Source organism: Clostridium sardiniense (assembly GCF_016907995.1).
Classification (GTDB): domain Bacteria; phylum Bacillota; class Clostridia; order Clostridiales; family Clostridiaceae; genus Clostridium; species Clostridium sardiniense.
Window position 1 is genome coordinate 431356 of record NZ_JAFBDA010000001.1, and the last position, 19674, is coordinate 451029.

The following is a 19674-nucleotide window of genomic DNA, read 5'->3' on the forward strand; positions in this document are numbered from 1 at the left end:
AGGTATCATTTTTTTTATATATAATAGATATTTTTTTAACAAGATAGAGTACATAAATAAAACAGTAAATCTACTTTTCTATAATATTTATTTATATTTTAATAACCTTTTTGAAATACTTATATATAAGTAATCTTTAATTTTACCTTATATTATAGCATAGTTAATTTCAGTAAAAATTAGCTATTTAGTTAGTATTTATTTTATCATCAAATAGATATTGATTGAAATATTCAACAAAAGAAAGAAGGCGAAAAAATGTCACAGAAGAGTACATCTGAGAAGAAAAAAGATAATGAAGTAGAAAAGGCTGACAGATTAACTCCCAAAGATTATCTAAATAAAGTTTTAGCTGGAACTGCTACAGGAATTGTTGTTGGATTAATACCAAACGCAATTTTAGGAGAGATCTTTAAAGCGTTAAGAGGAAGTTATCCAATCTTTGGAGACCTTTATAACGTTGTAAATATTATGCAATTCCTTGTTCCAGTAATGGTTGGGGTTTTAATAGCATTACAATTTAAATTTAATCCTATGCAATCAATTATTGTTGGAGCCGCAGCATTTTTAGGTTCAGGAGCTTATAAAGTTACTGAAGCAGGAGTGCAAATGGTGGGAATTGGTGATTTAATAAATGTTATGCTAGTTTCCTTTTTAGCAGTATATGTTATTCGTTTAATTGGAGATAGATTAGGGTCATTAACAGTTTTACTTTTACCAATTATAGTAGGTGCAGGCGTAGGTGCGATTGGATTATTCATGCTTCCTTATGTAAAGCAAATTACTGTTTATATAGGTAACTTAATTAATACGTTTACTACTTTACAACCATTATTAATGGCTATTTTAATTAGCGTTTCATTCTCAATTTTAATTATTTCTCCAATCTCAACAGTAGCTATTGGTATTGCTATCGGAGTTACTGGATTAGGAGCAGGTTCTGCAGCAATTGGTGTTGCTGCGTGTACAGCTATATTAGTTATTGGTTCTAGAAGAGTAAACCAAAGTGGAGTTACTTTAGCTGTATTATTAGGAGCAATGAAAATGATGATGCCAAACTTAGTAGAGTATCCAAGATTAGCTATTCCAGTTGTTGCTAATGCTATTTTAGGAGGAATTGGAGCATATATGTTCAATATTCTTGGAACACCAAGTAGTGCTGGATTTGGTCTAGTTGGTTTAGTTGGTCCAATTGCTTCTGTTAATGCAGCAGCTGGAGCAGCAGGTGCTATCATTAGCGCTATCGTAGCTTTCATCGTTATCCCATTTGTAGGTGGATTTATAATTGATCTAGTTTGCAGAAAAGTTCTACATTTATATACAGATGAAATTTTTAAATTTATACAAAGCTAATGAAAAAATTTATACAAAACTAATGAATTGGAGTGTGAATAACTAATGAAAATCGCAATTGCTGGAGCCGGCGCAATGGGCTCACGTTATGGTTATATGTTACATGAAAAAGGAAATGATGTATTATTAATTGATGGTTGGGAAGATCACGTAAAGGCTATCAATGAAAGTGGATTGAGAATTGATGAAAATGGAACAAGCAAAAATGTAAAAATTCCAGCTGTTCTACCAAAGGATGCAACAGAAGTTCCAGATTTAGTTATACTATTTACTAAATCAATGGGGTTAGAAGCAATGTTAACTTCTATTAAAAATATATTAGGTCCAAATACTAAAGTATTATGCTTATTAAATGGATTAGGACATGAAGAAACAGTTGCTAAATATGTAAATAAGAAGAATATATTCATGGGAGTAACTTTATGGACAGCAGGATTAGTTGGGCCTGGACATGTTACATTAACTGGTGATGGTAGCTTAGAAGTTCAAAATATTGATTCAAGTATGACTGATGAAGCTAAAGAAATCTGTGATGTGTTAAGTGAAGCTGGTTTAAAAGCTCATTATAGTGAAAATGTTGTATTCTCAATTTGGCGTAAAGCTTGCGTTAATGGTACTTTAAATAGTTGTTGCACACTTTTAGATTGCAATATAAGACAATTTGGAAGCTTAGGTGAGACTTCAAATATAATTCGTAGAATTATTACTGAATTCTCAGAAGTAGCAAAACACTATGGAGTAACATTAGATGTTGAAGAAACTGCAAAGGGAATAGAAGCAATATATGATCCAAGTCAAGCTGGTGAGCATTACCCATCAATGCACCAAGATTTAATTCAGCATCACCGTCGTACAGAAATTGACTATATTAACGGATATGTTTCAAGAAAAGCAAAAGAGTTAGGAATATCAGCTCCATATAATGATCTAATTACTAGTTTTATTCATGCAAAAGAAGATTTACTTGTTTAATATTAAGAATAAGATATTGTTTCTTTAATACCAAATGACTTTACTTTAATACTGTTACTTATGATATTTATAATATTTTTAGAGCAACATTTAATATAATCTTGCTCTTTTTATGCTGCCGATGATTTTAATCTTTCAATTGAGTTAGAAGAGTATCTTATTGGGTATTTATTTGGCACTCTATTGAGACTTACTTTATTGGAAATGAAGAATTAAAATTAGAAAAAATACGATATAATCAAATAATTATATCTGAAATTACTTCGAAAGTTAAAATATGAATATTAAAAAGTATTAGATGTAGCACTTAGAATGAGTATATTAATAAATCATTCTAGGTGCTATTTTTACATTGTAAGTTTATTAAGTTATTGCTACTATAAATGTGCACTTAAAAATATTTTTAAATTTCCAAGCATTTCTTTTATAAATAAATGAAATATTTAATATATACCGTACGACTAATTAGTGAAAAGAAAGTACTTTCAAAACTAGCAGGGGGAAGGCTATGGTTAACAAAGAAAATTTTATAAGGGGTTTAAAGAATAAAAATCCTAAAGCTTTAGATTATTTAATTGATAACTACTCAAATCTTATATTTAAGGTTTCATATGGCGTATTACAAAATAGAGAATTAACTGAAGAGTGCATGAATGATGTATTTCTAAAGATATGGGATAATACTAAATATTTCAATAAGGAGAATGCACAATTCGTAAAATGGATTATGGTAATAGCTAAGTATACAGCTATAGATTTATTAAGAAAAGAAGTACGTGAACCAGATAAGGTGGATATATCATCAGTTGAACTTGGTAGTACAAGAACCTTAGATGATGAACTGGGTCATAAAGATAATCTAGTAAAAGTAAGAAATGAAATTAATAATATGAAAGCAATAGATAAGGAGATATTCTTAAGAAAATTTTATTTAGATGAAGATACTAAAGTTATTAGTAAGTATCTTGGAATATCAGAGAAGTTAATTAATCTAAAAGTATTTAGGGGTAGAAAAAAGCTTAGAGAAAAGCTAGTAAATAAGGGGTGCTAATTATGAATCCAAAGGATATATTAGATAATTTAGATAGTGAAACTATAGAGGATATAGAGTTATCAGAGATAAACATATCAGAAGTAGAAATTAAAAGAACAAAAAAGAATGTTAAAAGGAAACTTAGAAAAAGAGGAAACATCAAAAGAAAGATAGTAGCAAGTGCAGTAGTAGTTATTCTAGTAGGCGTAATAAGTACTCCAGCTGTTGCTTCAAACATACCTGTATTAAATAATATTTATAAGCAATTAGGATTATTTAAAGGATATGAAAAATATACAAATTATATTGGTCAATCAAAGGAGAGTAATGGATATAAAGTTACTATAGAAAATATTATTTCTATACCCAATAAATTGCAGGCAGTAGTTAAGATTGAAAGCAAGGAGCCTTTAAAGAAAAAAGCAAAACAAGATAATTTTATGTTAAGAGTAAATATGGATAAAAGAAAAGCAGGAATTTCTAGTTCTTCAAGTGAAGATAGCTATTATCTTAATGATTATACTATGATATTAAATTACACAGAAGACTTAAATGGAGATACTTATCCTAAGCAAGGAGATTTGACACTTAATATACAAAAGTTATCTGAGGATTTTAAAGAAGTTGAATTAGATTTAAATTTTGATGCAAAAGTGGATTTCTCTTCAGCGTTTAAGGATAAATATAATATAGTGATAAATAAATCAATTAATGATAAAACAAAAATTAAGAGTTTAGAATCAAATGCAATGGGAAGTGAACTTACTTTTTCAGGTGAAGATATAAGGTATATTTATGATTCATGGGGACCAAAATATTATATAGAAGTAGATGGAAAGATATATACTATAACATACGGTGATAATATGGACTTCCCAGAGTTAACAGCCGATGTTATAAGGAATGCTAAATCTATAAATGTTATTTTATCTGATACTAAGGAATCATTAGAATGGACAGGCAATGATGATACAGTTAAGATTGAAAATGGACAGCAAGGTAATATTAAATATCCTAAGATGATAACATCACAGAATGGATTAAAAGGTGAATTTTATAAAATTCAGTGGCAAGGGGATAAACTTAAATTTTATTTTAAAAGTGAGTATGAACCATTAGCTATATTTAATGGAGTAGCTTTAGCTACTTATGATAATGAATATGAGAAAAACTTTAATAGGTATCGTAATAGCTATACTATATCAAAATTGGATGATGGTTATGTTGCCATATTTGATGGGGTAGATAAAAAGAAAAATATAGAACTTAATTATGGAGATCATGGACTTCCATTAGACAATTATAAAAGTCCTCAGATAATAAAAGTAAAGTAGATTATTATAATAAATTGTAATTAAAAACCGTACCATATATAGGTACGGTTTTTTTTGTGTAAAAGCTATAAAGTGAAAATAATAAAAAAATATATTTACAATATATGTAAGTATAATGTAAAATTATATATATCAGGCGATATGTATCGTTAGATATATAATATACCATAAGAAAAGAGGTAATAAAAATGCCACCAAAAAACAAATTTTCTAAAGAACAAATTATAGATGCTGCATTTGAAATTGCTAGAGAGGAAGGTATGGATAGTATAACTATAAGAAAAGTTGCTTCAAAGTTAAAAAGCTCAATTGCACCTATATATGTAAACTTTAACGAATTAGATGAATTGAAAATGGCTGTAATTTCAAAAGTACAAGAAATTAGTACTGATATGATAGTAGAACAAAATACGGGAGATGCATTTTTTGATATAGGGATAGCTAGTATAAAATTTGCTAAGAATTATAGCACAATTTTTAAGGAGCTTTTATTAAAAGAAAGTAGTTATTTAGAAATCTATAATGAAAATATGATGCCAATAATTATTGATGAAATGAAAAAGGACCCAGAACTTAAAAATTTTTCAGAAGAAGAACTTAAAATGCTTTTAACTAAGTTAGAAGCTTTTCAAGTTGGATTATCAATAATGGCTACAAATGAAGCTTTTGCCTCAGAACTAACAGATGAAAAAATTATTGAGATGTTAAAGGATACCTGTGAAGATATAGTCAATGGTATGAAATGTAGAAAAATATAAAGGGGAAATTTATGAAGATATTAGAGGTTAGCAATTTAAAGAAAAAGTATGGTCATAACGAGGTTGTTAAAGGAATTTCATTTTCTGTAAATAAGGGAGAAATTTTAGGGTTCTTAGGGCCAAATGGAGCAGGAAAGAGTACTACAATAAATATACTTTCTACAGCTCTTAGGGCCTCAGATGGTGAAATGAAATTTATGGGAAGAGATATATTGAAAAATAAAAAAGAATATAAAAGCAAGTTAGGAATAGTTCCTCAAAGCTTAGCTATATTTGAAAATTTATCTGCTTTAGAAAATGTAAAATACTTTGGAAGTTTTTATGGATTAAAAGGAGAGAAGCTAAAAACTCAATCTGAGAAAGCATTAGAGATGGTTGGACTTTTAGATAGAGCTAATGATTTACCTAAGACGTATTCTGGAGGAATGAAGAGAAGGTTAAATATAGCTTGTGCTTTAGCGCATAATCCTGAGCTACTAATTTTAGATGAGCCTACAGTTGGGATAGATCCACAATCAAGAAATCATATTTTAGAATCAATTAAAGAATTAAGAAAGAGTGGAACAACTATAATCTATACTACTCACTATATGGAGGAAGTAGAGGCAATAAGTGATAGGGCTTTAATAATTGATAATGGGCAAATTATAGCAGAAGGAACATTAGAAGAATTAAAAGGTCAAATGGAAGAACAGGTTGTTTATAACATTTCTGCAACTGATGTAGAGGAAATAGATAAGGGCATATTACTATCAGTTAAAGGAGTAGAAAAGGTAGAGTGTAAAGAATGTTTAAGGGTAAGTACCTTAAAGGAGTCTAATAACCTAGATAAAATAATTTTAAAGCTTATAGAGAATGATGTAAAAATAAAAAATATAGTTACTGAAGAGCAAAATTTAGAAACTGTCTTCCTGAATCTAACAGGTAGAACTTTAAGAGATTAGGAGGACGTTATGAATTTACTTAATATGGTGAAGTTTGAATTTAAATTAATGGTCAAGACTCCAGTTATGATATTGACATACTTTATTTATCCAGTGCTATTGACTTCAATAATAGGGTATTTAACCCAAAATAACTTTGGGGGAGAAGTAACGTCATATCAGTATTATTCAATTAGCATGATGATATTCATATTCTCAGGGGCAGGACTTGCGAGTGTATATAACTTTATGGACAAACCTATAAAGGAAGGTAATTTAAGACTAATATTTACTCCAATTAGTAATATAGGTATATATTTATCTCAAATAATTACTGGAACAATATTTAGCGGAGTAGGAGCTGGAGTATCAATGATACTTTTTAAAGTATTATTTAGTATAAATTATAATGGAAATGAGTTTATAATCTTTCTATCCTTTGTTGCTTTATCACTTATGTCAAATGCATTAGGTATTCTATTATGCACAATATTAGATGATGTTGGACCTATTAATATGATTTTTAATATGTTACAAATCTTTTTATGTGTACTTGGGGGAGCTTTCATTTCTTTAGAATCATTAGGAGAATTCCCAGCAGCTTTATCAAAGATATCACCAGTAAAATGGTTAATGGATGGATTACTAAATAGTATTTATGATAATAATAATTTCTTACTTTTTATAACAATAGGTGTAAATATAGTTTTAGCAATAATATTTATAGGGATTTGCACTAGAACATTTAAAAGTGAAAAATATTTATAGAAAGGGAGAAATTAAATGAGAAATATATTATTAGTAGTTAAAAATAATTTGCATAGAATTATTAAAGAAAAGATTATATTATTTATAGTAATTATAATATTACCAATTGTAGTTTATTTTGGGATTTATTTTGGTCAAATTGACGATATAAAAGGTAAACTTGCAATAGTTGGAGCTGATGTTAAGCAAGAGACTATGATGAAAGAATCAATGGAAGAGAATTCAAATATAAATCCAGTATTTTTGGATAAAGAACCAACTACTACGGATCTTATAAAAGGAGTTTATTTAGCTGAAATAGATTTTAGAAGTGGTGATCCAAAAGTAATTAGTTATGGAAATGAAGAGATTAAACTATCATTAGAAGCTAGTTTAAGAGGTGAAGTTTATGAGGGAAGTGAGGAGAGCCAAACTGTTGAAGGAAAAATAATAGGGTTCTTAATAATGTTCTTATTCTTTGGTTCTTTAATGGTTATGGATAATTTCCTAACAGATAGAGAAAATGGTATTTATGTAAGGGTACTTCATGGAAAACTTTCTTATTTTCAGTATATGATAGGACAAATTTTGTATTCAATGTTAGCGCTAACACTACCTACAGTAATATTAACATTACTTGTACTAAATGTATTAAATGTTGAATTAAGTATTAGCTATGGGTTAATGTCTTTATTAATAGTATTAGTTGGAATATTAAGTAGTAGTTTTGCTATATTAATTTCTACTCTTTGCAAAAATAAAGTAGCTGTAACAATGGGTGGTTCTGCAATAGCTATGATTACATGCCTTTTAGGAGGATGTATTGTAAATATTGTAGATAGCAATAATGTAATGGAGTTTTTAAGAGGTTTGTTACCTCAAAAAAGATTAATTGATTTAGCTAATAATTTTAATAATAATGACTTAGCATTTTTGTTAGTAATAATAGTTTTATTTATTGGATTTAGTATATTTCTTGGGAAAAAGCAATATGAAAATGGAGAATTCATTTAGATAAAAAGAAAAAATGATTAATTAAGGATTGGTTAAATCTAAATTCTTAATTAATCTTTTTTATTTTCAGAAATGCTAAAGTAAATATTATGAGTATAATATATTGCAAGATTTAATAATATTAACATTTTTTAGAATTAATGTATTAAAAAACTTGAAATAAGGTATAATATACTATATAATATATTTAATTAAAACTTTTAAGGGGTGTTTATTATGAATTATGAGAAGGTTCAATTATTAGTAAATAATAGCATGGAGCTAGATAATGCAGGCGGAATATTTACAGGGAATTCTTTTAGAAAGTGTAATGCTTTATCATTAACATTAAAGGGTAAAAATGCAGATGCTACTAGAATTAATGATGCTATAAAAATTATTAAGGATAATACATCTATGTTATCAAACTTTAGAGGAAATAATCTGTTAACTACTGCAATTACCATATCTCTTGAAAGTGATATGGAAGGTAGCTTTAAAGAACTTATGACTATTAATGAAAGGTTAAAAAATCATTTCTTTACAAATCAGTATTTAATTTTATCTTCTATCGTAATATTTAATGCAAGATATAGAGTGAATATTGATGAGGCAGTAAGAAATACTAGAATGGTTTATGATTACATGAAAAAGAATCATAGATTTTTAACAGGTCAAGAAGATATATCAGCTGCAGCTATGATTGCAACGACTTCTGGAAATATGGAATTAACTTTAAATGAAATAGAAGAATGTTATAAAGCTTTAAGAGATAATGGATTTGGAATAGGCAATAATACACAAAGTTTATCACATATATTACCTCTATTTAGTGGAAGTGTGGATGAAAAAGTTAGTAGGATTGTTAAAGTAGATGAAGCACTAAGGGATAATAGAGTACCGTTAAGATATTATTCATTACCAATCTTAGGAATAGCAGCGGTTATAGCAGATGATCCTAATACTTTTGCAAAAGAAGTAAGAGAAGTTAATGAAAGAATAAAATCTGAAAAGGGATTTGGAAGTTTTACATTAGGTTCAACTATTAGAAATATGATAGCTACAGGCATTGTTGCTTCATATTATGTTGACAAGTTAACTGACACAGATAAACAAAGATTAATAGATACTACTAATAATGTAGCTTTAACAATACAAATAGCTATTGAAATAGCAGCAGCAAGTGCAGCTGCAGCAGCAGGAGCAGCTGCTGCTTCATCATCAGGAAGCTAGAAGATAGGAGAAATTCTAAATGAAAAAGTATTATAAGAAAATTATAAAAATTTTAATATTGGTTATTTTAATTCTTCCAACGACTTCTGCTTTCCCAATAGCTGGGGGAGGATCAGGCGGAGGTGGTGGTGGCGGCGCTGGAGGAGGATCTGGAGGAAGGTCTGGGGGCTCATCAGGCAGAGGAGGTTCTTCAGGTGCGAGTGTAGAATCACAGATTATATCAGGAGCACTTGGTATTTTTACCTTTGTAGGAGGTTTTGAAAAAGTAAAACGTAAAATAATTTTAAAGAGAAAAAAAGATGGATTTTTATCAGCTATTAAAGAGTTTAAAAAATATGATTTGGGTTGGGAATACAATGATATTTCAAATGATATAACAACAGCCTTTTATCTTGTTCAAGAGGCCTGGACTAAAAGAAATCAAGATATAGCAAGGGAGTATATGAGTAAAAAACTTTATACACTTCATAAAACAAAAACAGAATGGATGAAAGTAAGGGAAGAAAAAAATATATTAAAAGATATAGAGCTATTAGAAGTTATACCTATTGGAGCATTAAATTCTAAAGATAGATTTGAAGATATGATTTGGGTTAATATAAAATGTTCAATGGTAGATTATACAATAAATGAAAAAACGAATTCAATTATAGATGGGAATAAATCTAAGCATAAAAGGTATGAGCAATTTTGGAGATTTAAAAGAGATGAAAAACACTGGGTATTAGATGAGATAAAATGGCCTAATGAAATTGAAGATATAGATAGTTATTTTAATATAGAAGAGGAGAATTCACTAGATTTAATTAAATAATAAATCTAAAGTGATTTTTTAGACTTAAAAAACTAATAGCTTTGAAGGTTAGAGAGTTTTATTAAGTTATAAGAATATCTTAAAACTTAAAGATGGGATCAATAAAGGATAGGTTATATGTTAAGATAACCTATCTTTTTTATTAAAATAAAAATTAATTTAAAAAAGTTGTTGACAAATTACTAAATAATAATTATTATTAATTACAAGAGATAAGTGATAGGAAATATCATTTGATAATAAATATCAAGGAGGAATTTAAAATGTCATTAATAAATAAAAAAGTTTCAGAGTTTAAAGTACAAGCATACCACAATGGAGATTTCAGAGAGGTAACATCAGAATCATTAAAGGGACACTGGTCAGTATTTGTATTCTATCCAGCAGACTTTACATTTGTATGTCCAACAGAACTTGGAGAATTAGCAGATAACTATGAAAAGTTTAAGGAAATAGGCTGCGAAGTTTACTCAGTATCAGCAGATACTCATTTCGTTCATAAAGCATGGGCTGATGCTTCAGAAACAATTGGAAAGATTAAGTATCCAATGCTTGCAGATCCAACAGGAAAATTAGCAAGAGATTTTGAAGTTATGATTGAAGAAGAAGGTCTAGCATTAAGAGGATCATTCGTTATTAATCCAGAAGGAGAAATCAAGGCTTACGAGATACATGATTTAGGTATTGGAAGAAGTGCTGATGAATTATTAAGAAAGGTTCAAGCAGCTCAATTCGTTGCAGAACACGGAGATCAAGTTTGTCCAGCTAAATGGCAACCAGGTGAAGAAACATTAACACCAAGCTTAGATTTAGTAGGAAAGCTATAATAGAAGATTAATAGTAAATTTAGTTATAAAACTATAATAGATAATTAAAATTAGTTTAAATACTTAGTTGTGAAAAGATGAATTGATATGATTACTTAAAATATTAATTCATCTTTTTCTTCAAATTAACATTAAGATTCTATGAGTTAAAATTTTAATGATATTTTGAAAGTGATGAAATGTAATGAAATTTGGGAGGTACGTATGGAAAAAATATATGATTTATTAGTAATAGGTGGAGGGCCAGCAGGACTTTCAACAGGGATATATGCAGGTAGAGCTAAATTAAATACGCTAATCATAGAAAAGGAAGAGCTTGGAGGTCAAGTAAATAAAACTTATGAGATATCTAATTATCCAGGGGCTAGAGATAGTAATGGGCCAAAACTTATGCAAGAGATGAGAAATCAAGCAGAGGATTTTGGAGTAAACTTTATTTCTGCTGAAGTTACAGAGGTAGACTTAAAAGGTGACCTTAAAGTTTTAAAGACAGATAAAGGTGAATTAAAAGGTAGAGCTATAGTTGTAGCTACAGGAGCGTCTCCTAGAAAGCTTGGATTTAAGGGTGAAAAAGAATTTACAGGTAGAGGAGTAGCATATTGTTCAACTTGTGATGGACAGTTCTTTGAAGGTTTAGAGGTATTTGTAGTTGGAGCTGGTTTTGCAGCAGCAGAAGAAGCGATATTCTTAACTAAATATGCAACTAAAGTAACAGTAATTGCAAGAGAGCCAGAGTTTACATGTGCTAAATCAATTGCAGATAAGGTGCTTTCACATCCTAAGATAGAAGTTAAATTTAATACAGAAGTACTTGAAGTTAAAGGTGAGGAAATGGTTAACTATGCTAGATTTATTGATAATGTAACTAGCAAAACCTTTGAGTATAATGCTAAAAAAGAAGATGGAGCCTTTGGAGTATTTGTATTTGTAGGATATGCACCTCAAAGTGATTTATTTAAGGGGATTTTAGAGCTAGACAGATTTGGATACATAATGACTAATGAAAATATGGAAACTAATGTACCTGGTGTTTATGTAGCAGGAGATTTAAGACCAAAGCAATTAAGACAAATAGTTACTGCTGTTTCAGATGGAGCGATTGCTGCAACTACAGCTGAAAGATATGTTATTGAACTTAAAGAAAGACTTGGTATAAAAGATGAAGAGTATATAGTTCATAAAAAGGCTGAGAAGGAAGTAGTAACAAATGAGAATTTAGATAATGTTTCAAGAAAGAGTAAACTTTTAAATGATGCTTTAAGAACTCAATTAAAGGGTATATTAGATAGATTAGAAAAAGAAGTTACTCTTGTATCTATAGTAGATGAAAGTAATGCTAAGTCTATAGAACTTAGAGATTTAGTATTAGATATATCAGACCTTGGAGAAAAAGTAAGTGCAGAGATTTATATTAAGGATGAAAATATAGAAATTCAAGATAAAATAAATGCAGACAAGTACCCTGTAGTTGCACTTTTAGATAATGATAAAAATTATAGTGGAGTTAAGTTCCATGGAGTACCAGGTGGACATGAACTAAATTCATTTATATTAGCTATATACAATTTAGGTGGACCAGGGCAACAAATTTCAAGTGATATATTAGAAGAAATTAAAGGTATAGAAAAGAAAACAAACATTAAAGTTTGCGTATCATTATCATGTCATCTATGTCCAGATGTTGTAGTATCATCACAAAGAATAGCTATAGAAAATAAGAATGTAGAAGCTGAAATGCTTGATATTTCAGGATTTAAAGATATAAAGGATAAATTTAAAGTAATGAGTGTACCAGCTATAATTGTAAATGATGAAAAGATTTATTTTGGTGCAAAGAAGATAGATGAGATAATAAGTCTTATAAAGTAGGAAAGTTTAAAATTAGTTATAGGATTGATACCAAAGTATCAAAATTTAAGAAGGATTTATTAAGTAAATAAGTTATATACTTAATAATACTTTATAAAAGTAAATAATAATTTATTATATATTTTGAGTAAAAAGGAAGGTGTTATAAAAATAATACCTTCTTTTTTATATTAATTGAAATTTTTAACATTAGATGATAGGCTTATACTATATATTGTTTAAATACCTTAAAGATAATTAAGTCAATGTAGATAATATATGGGGATTAGATATACTATTGAGTAAACGGGAATAAAAGGAGTAAGTTATGAGAAAATATAAATGTATAATATTTGATTTAGATGGAACTATGTTAGATACAGAGGAAATGAATATAATTCCTCTGCAAAATCTAATCAAAGAGGAGTTAGAAAAAGATATAGATTATGATGATTTACTAAAATATAGAGCATATGCAGGTAAAAAGACTTTAAAATTATTAGGGTTTAAAGATATAGAAAAATCTTATGATAAGTGGGTAAAGTATGTAAATGAATATAAAGATGGAGCAAAGCTATATGAGGGGTTCCATGAAGTTATAAAGTCTTTAAATAAGAATGGAGTCTTATGTGGAATATCAAGCTCAAAGATGAGAGAGCAGTATGAGGTAGATTTCTTTAAGACAGGATTACAAGGATATATGAAAAGTGTTGTTTTGGCAGAAGATACAGATAATCATAAACCTCATCCAGAACCATTATTAAAAGCTGTAGAGATATTAGATATAGATCCAAAAGATTCATTGTACATAGGTGATACTATTGTAGATTATAAAGCAGCAAAATCTGCTGGAATGGATTTTGGACTAGCCGTATGGGGTGCCTATGATACTTCAGAAATAGAGGCAGATTATAATTTAAATGAACCAAAAGATATTTTAAGAGTATTAGAATTATAAATAAAAGATATAGTTTTCAGTGTAAATGTATTAATAGAAGAGGTGCTTGTAGAGTTTAGGCATCTCTTTTGTTTACTAAATAATTTATTTTCATTATTCAAAATTTCATCATAAAATTGTGATATTATCATAATATTATGATTGAAAAGGAGTTATTTTACTTTAGATTAGTGAATTACATGTGTAAAAGTTTAAGAAGAGTTGTGCATAACAATGTATTAAAAGTAGATATATATGATAGAGCATGAAATCTATGATTATATTAAGGGATATTATATAAAGTATTTGTTAAGCAAAATTAATTAAATACGAGGGGGAAAAGGATGATTCACCAAATATTAGATATGTATATTGATAGAAAAGATTTTTTCATTGACTTAACTATTCAACATTTAGAGATTTCAATGACAGCTATTATTATTGCAGCAATTTTAGGACTTATTTTAGGGGTAATAATTAGTCAGTATGAAAAATCATCTAGTTTTGTTTTGGGATTAGTAAATTTCATTTATACAATACCGTCTATTTCATTATTAGGATTCTTGATTCCATTTTCAGGAATAGGGAATACAACGGCAATTATTGCATTAACTATATATGGATTACTACCAATGGTTAGAAGTACGTATACTGGAATTAAAAATATAGATCCATCCATTATTGAGGCAGCAGAAGGTATGGGAAGTACTACGTTTCAAATATTGTATAAGGTAAAATTACCATTATCAATTCCAGTAATTATGTCTGGATTAAGGAATATGGTAGTTATGACAATAGCTTTAACTGGTATTGCTTCATTTATTGGTGCAGGTGGCCTTGGGGTAGCTATATATAGAGGTATTACAACAAACAATGAAGTTATGACTATGGCTGGTAGTATATTAATTGCAGTACTTGCATTAGTATTAGACACAATACTTGGAATTATAGAAAAATCTTTAAATAGAAAAAATAATAAAAAATACAAGGTTAAAAGAAAAGTAATATATATTATATCTTCTATATTAATACTAGGAATTATAATTACTTCAGTATTAAACATTAAAGCTGAAAAAGATACTATAAAAATTGCAACAAAACCAATGACTGAACAATATATTATTGGTGAGATGATGAGTAGATTAATTGAAAATAAACTAGGTTTAAAGGTTGAGTTAACTCAAGGTGTTGGAGGTGGAACATCCAATATTCAACCAGCCATGGAAAAGGGAGAATTCGATATATATCCAGAGTATACAGGAACAGCATGGAATAATGTTTTAAATAAGAAAGGTATATATAATGAATCTATGTTTAACGAATTACAGAAAGAATATAATAAAATTTATAAATTCCAGTGGGTGGGAATGTATGGATTTAATAATACTTATGGTTTAGCAATAAGAAAAGAGATTGCAGATAAGTATAATATAAAAACATATTCTGATTTAGCAAAATATTCTAAGAATCTAGTCTTTGGAGCTGAATATGATTTTTATGAAAGAGAAGATGGATTCGATGCTTTAAGTAAAGCGTATGGACTTAAATTTAAGAAAAATGTTGATTTAGATATAGGACTTAAATATAATGCCATAAAAAATAAAGATATTGATGTTATGAATATATTTACAACAGATGGTCAATTAAATACATCTGATATAGTTGTACTTCAAGATGATAAGAATTTCTATCCATCTTATATGTGTGGAAATGTAGTTAGAGAAGAAGTTATAGACAAGCATCCAGAGATAAAAGAGGTTTTATTAGAATTAAATAATAAACTAGATAATAATGAAATGTCTAAACTAAACTATGAAATAGAAGTAGAGGGGAAAGAGCCACAGGTAGTTGCTAAAGAGTTTTTAACTGAAAAAGGCTTGTTAAAATAGGAGGATTATTATGAGTAATAAGGTAATTATAGAAATGAAAAATATTAAGAAGAAGTATGATGATAAGATAATTCTTGATGATTTTAATCTTAATATTAATAAAGGAGAATTTATTACTGTAATAGGAAGCTCTGGTTGTGGAAAAACAACAGTATTAAAAATGATTAATGGACTTAATGTTCCTGATAAAGGTGATATATTTATAAATGGAAACAATATAAAAAATGAGGATCTAATAGAACTTAGAAGAAGGATTGGTTATTCAATTCAAGGAACTGCCTTATTTCCGCATATGACAGTAGAAAAAAACATATCATATGTTCCAGATTTAATTAATAAAAAAAATAAGGGAAAAATAAAAGAATCTGTTTCAAAATTAATTAAAGTAGTAGGGTTAGAAGAAAGTATTCTAAAGAGATATCCAGATCAATTATCAGGAGGTCAAAAGCAAAGAGTTGGCATTGCAAGATCACTAGCTGCAGGACCAGATATATTATTAATGGATGAGCCTTTTGGTGCAGTAGATGAAATAACAAGAAAGCAGCTTCAAGATGAGATTATTAGAATTCACAAAGAGTTAGGTGTTACTATAATTTTTATAACTCATGATATTAAAGAGGCATTAAAGCTTGGAACTAGAGTATTAGTTATGGATAAAGGAGAAATTATACAGTTTGATAAACCAGATGTAATAAAGAACAATCCCGCAAGTGATTTTGTTAAGAAGCTTATATTATAAAATAAATTTAAAATAGGAAGTTGTATAAATTTTAATATACAACTTCTTTATTTTTAATAAACTATGATAGAATATCTTTAGAAAATAGGAGGGGGTGAATCCTTTGAATTTAGAAACAGTACGTGATAATCTACTAAGGATTAGTTCATCATTTACAAAAACTCAAGGTGAAAAATTATCAAAAGAATCCTTTATAAAAGATCTAGCAGGTAAAAGTATTAATGGAGTCTATCATATATATGGAAAAGTTCTAAGTGATAATAAAAGCAAGACATATAGCACTCACATAAAGATAGACATGAAAACAGATAGGATAATTGATACTAAGTGCACTTGCGAGACCTTTGAAGAGAATAGAAGGCAAATAAGAAATTATGTATGCAAGCATATAGTTGGAACTACATATACATTCTATAATGCAGCAAGAAAAAAGGTAAAGAATAAGAAGACTAATACAAAAGAAGAGAAATTAGAAAATAAAAATACGAATACAAATATAAAAGAAAATAAAGTAAAGAAAGAATTGGAAAGTAAGAGATTTTTAAATTTAGATATAATGATAAAATGCATCAAAAATGATGGAATACCTTCTTTTAAGTGTGAATTTAGAATAGGCTCAGGAGGTACTCATTTAATTCCAGATATTAAAGAATTTATAGATAAGAGCAATAGTAAAAGATCAATAAAATTTAATGAAGGATTTACTTATAACCCAATAAAAGATGAATTCTTAGATAGTGATAGAGACATAATTAAGTTCATAAAACAAAATAAGAAAAAATCACAAGGTAAATATATAACTCTGTATCAAAATGAAATAAAAGACTTTTTAAAATTAATAGATGAAAATAAAAAGATTATATTTAATTATGATTTTATAAATTACGATGTAAGGGTTAAAAAAAGTAATGTCCCGGTTGCCCTAACGGTTAGACTTAAAGGTAATGAATTTATATTAAAGCATCATAATAAATTCCCAGAACTATTAAGTACTAATGGGGAAGCAATGTTTTTTGATAGAGATATATATCTACCAAGAAAGAAACAGTTAAATTCTTATCTTCCAATATATAAAATATTCTTAAAAAATAGTGAGATAAAATATGAGAAATCGCTAGAAAGTCTAAATGCCCTATTAGAAAGTCTTAAAAATATAACTAATGAAGTTGTGTTAGATGAGTATACAAGTGAATATAGAAAGAAATTAATAAGACCTACATTTTATTTCTATAAAGAAAAAGATAATATATATTGCAATGTTAAATTAAGCTATTTTGGGTACATTATAGATTTAATTAAAGATAAATCTAATAGAAGCTTTTTAAGAGATGAGATGAAAGAAAAGCTTATAGATATGGAACTTGAAAGATTTAAATTTATTAAGAATGACAAAGATTTTATGTTTATCGGAGATGATGAAGATATATATGATCTCTTAAGTAGCGGATTCTTAAAGCTACGGGAGATTGGAATAGTTACAGTTTCTAAAGAATTAGAGGGGGTAAATTTAATAGATTCATCAAAGATTTTCTCAGAATTAAATGAGTTTGATAACTTTTATAAGCTTAAATATAGTTTTAATGATTTTACTGTGAAAGAACTTGGAGAAGCTATAAACTTAATGAAAAATGGGAAAAGATTTTATAAGAGTAAAACTTCGTATTTAGATTTAGAAGATCCAGGAGTTGCTAAGTTTTTAAATCTTCTAGAGGATTTAGGATTAGATAAAATATCTGATAATGAAATAGAAATAGACAAAAATAAAATGCTATACCTCCAAGAAAAGCTAAAGGATAGAAATTTATCATTCATAAAAGGAAGTAAGGTTCTTCAAGATATAGTGCAGAAACTTTTAAACAAAGAATATAAAAGAAAACTTGTGCCAAAGAAATTAAATGCAACACTTAGAAATTACCAAGTAGCAGGATTTAAATGGCTTAATGAAATAACAACATTAGGGTTTGGTGGCATACTTGCAGATGATATGGGACTTGGAAAGACTATTCAAGTTATAGCATTTATATTATCTCAAAAGAAAACAAAAACACTTATAGTTACACCAACATCAGTAATTTATAATTGGAAAGATGAGTTTGAAAGATTTGCACCTACACTAAAACTTGGCTTAGCACATGGAAGTAAGGGTTCAAGGGGGAATGTGTTAGATGATTATAAAAAGTATGATGTAATCTTAACTACATATGGAACTCTAAAAAATGATGAGGAAAAGTATAGTGATTTAAGCTTTGATTATTTAATAATAGATGAAGCACAAAATATAAAAAATCATTCAGCACAGTCTACAGTTTCAGTAAAGAAAATAAAATCAAGATGTAATATTGCATTAACTGGAACTCCGATAGAGAACAATTTAATGGAGTTATGGTCAATATTTGATTTTGTGATGCCAGGATATTTATTTACAAAAGAAAGATTTAGAGAAAGATTTGTTGGAAATGATGATGTAAGTGAATTAAAGACATTAATAACGCCATTTATATTAAGAAGACTAAAAAAAGATGTTTTAGATGAATTACCAGATAAGGTTGAGAAGAAATACTTAGTAGAACTTAACTCAAAACAAAAGCAGATTTATAAGTCATATGTAAAAGAGATTAAGATGAAGATAGATACTTCAAGAGATAAAGTGAATCTATTTGCATTCCTTACAAAATTAAGAGAACTATGTTTAGATCCATCTCTTGTGATACCAGATTATGTAGGAAAGAGTGCAAAACTAAACATAGTAAAAGAGTTAGTTGAAGAAGCAAGTGAATCTAGAAAGAAAATATTATTATTCTCGCAATTTACTTCAGTATTAAAGAAGATAGAAGAAGATTTTAAAGAGCATGGAGTAAACTATTTGTACTTAGATGGATCAACATCTGCAAGGGATAGAGTAGAGAGAGTAAAAGAATTTAATGAAGATGAGGATATAAAGGTATTCTTAATATCATTAAAAGCTGGTGGAGTGGGATTAAATCTAACATCAGCAAGTTTAGTTATCCACTTTGATCCATGGTGGAATCCAGCAATTGAAGATCAAGCAACAGATAGAGCACATAGATTTGGACAGAAGAATACTGTTGAAGTAATAAAGCTTGTAGCTAAGGATACAATAGAAGAGAAAATTGTACTTATGCAGGAAGATAAGAAAGAATTAATTCAAAGTCTTATGGATGGAAAGACTATGGATGGTAAAGGTCTTAAGAGACTTAGTGAAGAAGATATAATTAAGTTGTTTGATTAGATAAATAAACGTAGTAGTGAACTC

At 28.2% G+C, this 19674-nt stretch carries 16 protein-coding genes; all 16 read left to right on the top strand.

The genetic code is table 11. From position 1 onward, the window contains the following. Positions 1-258 precede the first annotated feature (258 nt). The 16 genes from JOC62_RS01995 to JOC62_RS02070 all read left to right on the top strand — a co-directional run bounded on the left by JOC62_RS01995 (position 259) and on the right by JOC62_RS02070 (position 19650). Positions 259-1353 carry a PTS sugar transporter subunit IIC gene (locus JOC62_RS01995; RefSeq protein WP_204593478.1) on the top strand — a complete coding sequence of 365 codons (1095 nt, stop codon included), beginning with the start codon at positions 259-261 and terminating at the stop codon, positions 1351-1353. Between the two features lie 45 nt (positions 1354-1398). Beyond that, positions 1399-2325, top strand: coding sequence for a 2-dehydropantoate 2-reductase (locus JOC62_RS02000; protein WP_204593479.1), 927 nt, complete (start codon positions 1399-1401; stop codon positions 2323-2325). A gap of 508 nt (positions 2326-2833) precedes the next feature. Further along, entirely contained in the window at positions 2834-3376 is a 543-nt protein-coding gene (locus tag JOC62_RS02005) for a sigma-70 family RNA polymerase sigma factor (protein WP_204593480.1), read from the top strand. 2 nt (positions 3377-3378) lie between these two features. After that, positions 3379-4692, top strand: coding sequence for a DUF4179 domain-containing protein (locus JOC62_RS02010; protein ID WP_204593481.1), 1314 nt, complete (start codon positions 3379-3381; stop codon positions 4690-4692). A 188-nt stretch (positions 4693-4880) separates the two neighbouring features. After that, positions 4881-5450 (top strand): TetR/AcrR family transcriptional regulator, encoded by a 570-nt coding sequence (locus JOC62_RS02015; RefSeq protein WP_204593482.1) that lies wholly within the window; start codon positions 4881-4883, stop codon positions 5448-5450. A gap of 11 nt (positions 5451-5461) precedes the next feature. Next, complete coding sequence (locus JOC62_RS02020) at positions 5462-6394, top strand: ABC transporter ATP-binding protein (RefSeq protein WP_204593483.1); 933 nt, start codon at positions 5462-5464, stop codon at positions 6392-6394. 9 nt (positions 6395-6403) lie between these two features. Next, a complete protein-coding gene (locus tag JOC62_RS02025) occupies positions 6404-7141 on the top strand; it encodes an ABC transporter permease (protein WP_204593484.1) in 738 nt (245 codons plus the stop codon). A gap of 15 nt (positions 7142-7156) precedes the next feature. Next, entirely contained in the window at positions 7157-8134 is a 978-nt protein-coding gene (locus tag JOC62_RS02030; RefSeq protein ID WP_204593485.1) for an ABC transporter permease, read from the top strand. Between the two features lie 216 nt (positions 8135-8350). Next, positions 8351-9346, top strand: coding sequence for a DUF4003 family protein (locus JOC62_RS02035; RefSeq protein WP_204593486.1), 996 nt, complete (start codon positions 8351-8353; stop codon positions 9344-9346). Positions 9347-9365: 19 nt separating this feature from the next. Then, positions 9366-10160 (top strand): Tim44 domain-containing protein, encoded by a 795-nt coding sequence (locus tag JOC62_RS02040; RefSeq protein ID WP_204593487.1) that lies wholly within the window; start codon positions 9366-9368, stop codon positions 10158-10160. 263 nt (positions 10161-10423) lie between these two features. Beyond that, positions 10424-10987, top strand: coding sequence for an alkyl hydroperoxide reductase subunit C (gene ahpC / locus JOC62_RS02045; RefSeq protein WP_204593488.1), 564 nt, complete (start codon positions 10424-10426; stop codon positions 10985-10987). A gap of 204 nt (positions 10988-11191) precedes the next feature. After that, on the top strand, positions 11192-12856 hold the full coding sequence (locus JOC62_RS02050) for an FAD-dependent oxidoreductase (protein ID WP_204593489.1): 1665 nt from the start codon (positions 11192-11194) through the stop codon (positions 12854-12856). Positions 12857-13163: 307 nt separating this feature from the next. Next, positions 13164-13793 carry an HAD family hydrolase gene (locus tag JOC62_RS02055; RefSeq protein WP_204593490.1) on the top strand — a complete coding sequence of 210 codons (630 nt, stop codon included), beginning with the start codon at positions 13164-13166 and terminating at the stop codon, positions 13791-13793. Positions 13794-14116: 323 nt separating this feature from the next. Then, a complete protein-coding gene (locus JOC62_RS02060; protein WP_204593491.1) occupies positions 14117-15661 on the top strand; it encodes an ABC transporter permease/substrate-binding protein in 1545 nt (514 codons plus the stop codon). Between the two features lie 10 nt (positions 15662-15671). Continuing rightward, complete coding sequence (locus tag JOC62_RS02065; protein WP_204593492.1) at positions 15672-16400, top strand: ATP-binding cassette domain-containing protein; 729 nt, start codon at positions 15672-15674, stop codon at positions 16398-16400. A 103-nt stretch (positions 16401-16503) separates the two neighbouring features. Next, on the top strand, positions 16504-19650 hold the full coding sequence (locus JOC62_RS02070) for a DEAD/DEAH box helicase (protein WP_204593493.1): 3147 nt from the start codon (positions 16504-16506) through the stop codon (positions 19648-19650). The last annotated feature ends 24 nt before the right edge of the window (positions 19651-19674 follow it).